This is a genomic window from Paraburkholderia sp. SIMBA_053, assembly GCF_046534895.1.
GTDB classification, from domain to species: Bacteria; Pseudomonadota; Gammaproteobacteria; order Burkholderiales; family Burkholderiaceae; genus Paraburkholderia; species Paraburkholderia caledonica.
The window spans coordinates 1-250 of the sequence record NZ_JAWRXU010001288.1 but is presented as its reverse complement, the minus strand read 5'-3'; the positions used below and the strand labels follow the sequence as shown (position 1 = coordinate 250).

Annotated in this window: 1 protein-coding gene; it reads left to right on the top strand. The window is 62.0% G+C overall.

The window, feature by feature from the left end:
- Nucleotides 1–250: pirin family protein (locus tag SB753_RS39770; protein ID WP_410805508.1), on the top strand; the 250-nt coding region annotated here is incomplete at both ends.

Below are 250 nucleotides of genomic sequence, written 5' to 3'. Positions count from 1 at the left end.
GACGGGCGCGGACGCGCCGAACACGGCTGGCTTAGCTCGCGTCATACGTTTTCTTTCGCGAACTACTACGATCCGAAGCAGATCGGCTTCTCCGACCTGCTCGTGATCAACGACGATCGCGTGGCTCCCGGCCGCGGCTTCGGCAAGCATCCGCACCGCGACATGGAAATCTTCTCGTACGTGCTTGAAGGCGCGCTCGAGCATAAGGATTCGATGGGCACGGGTTCCGTCATTGTCCCCGGCGACGTGC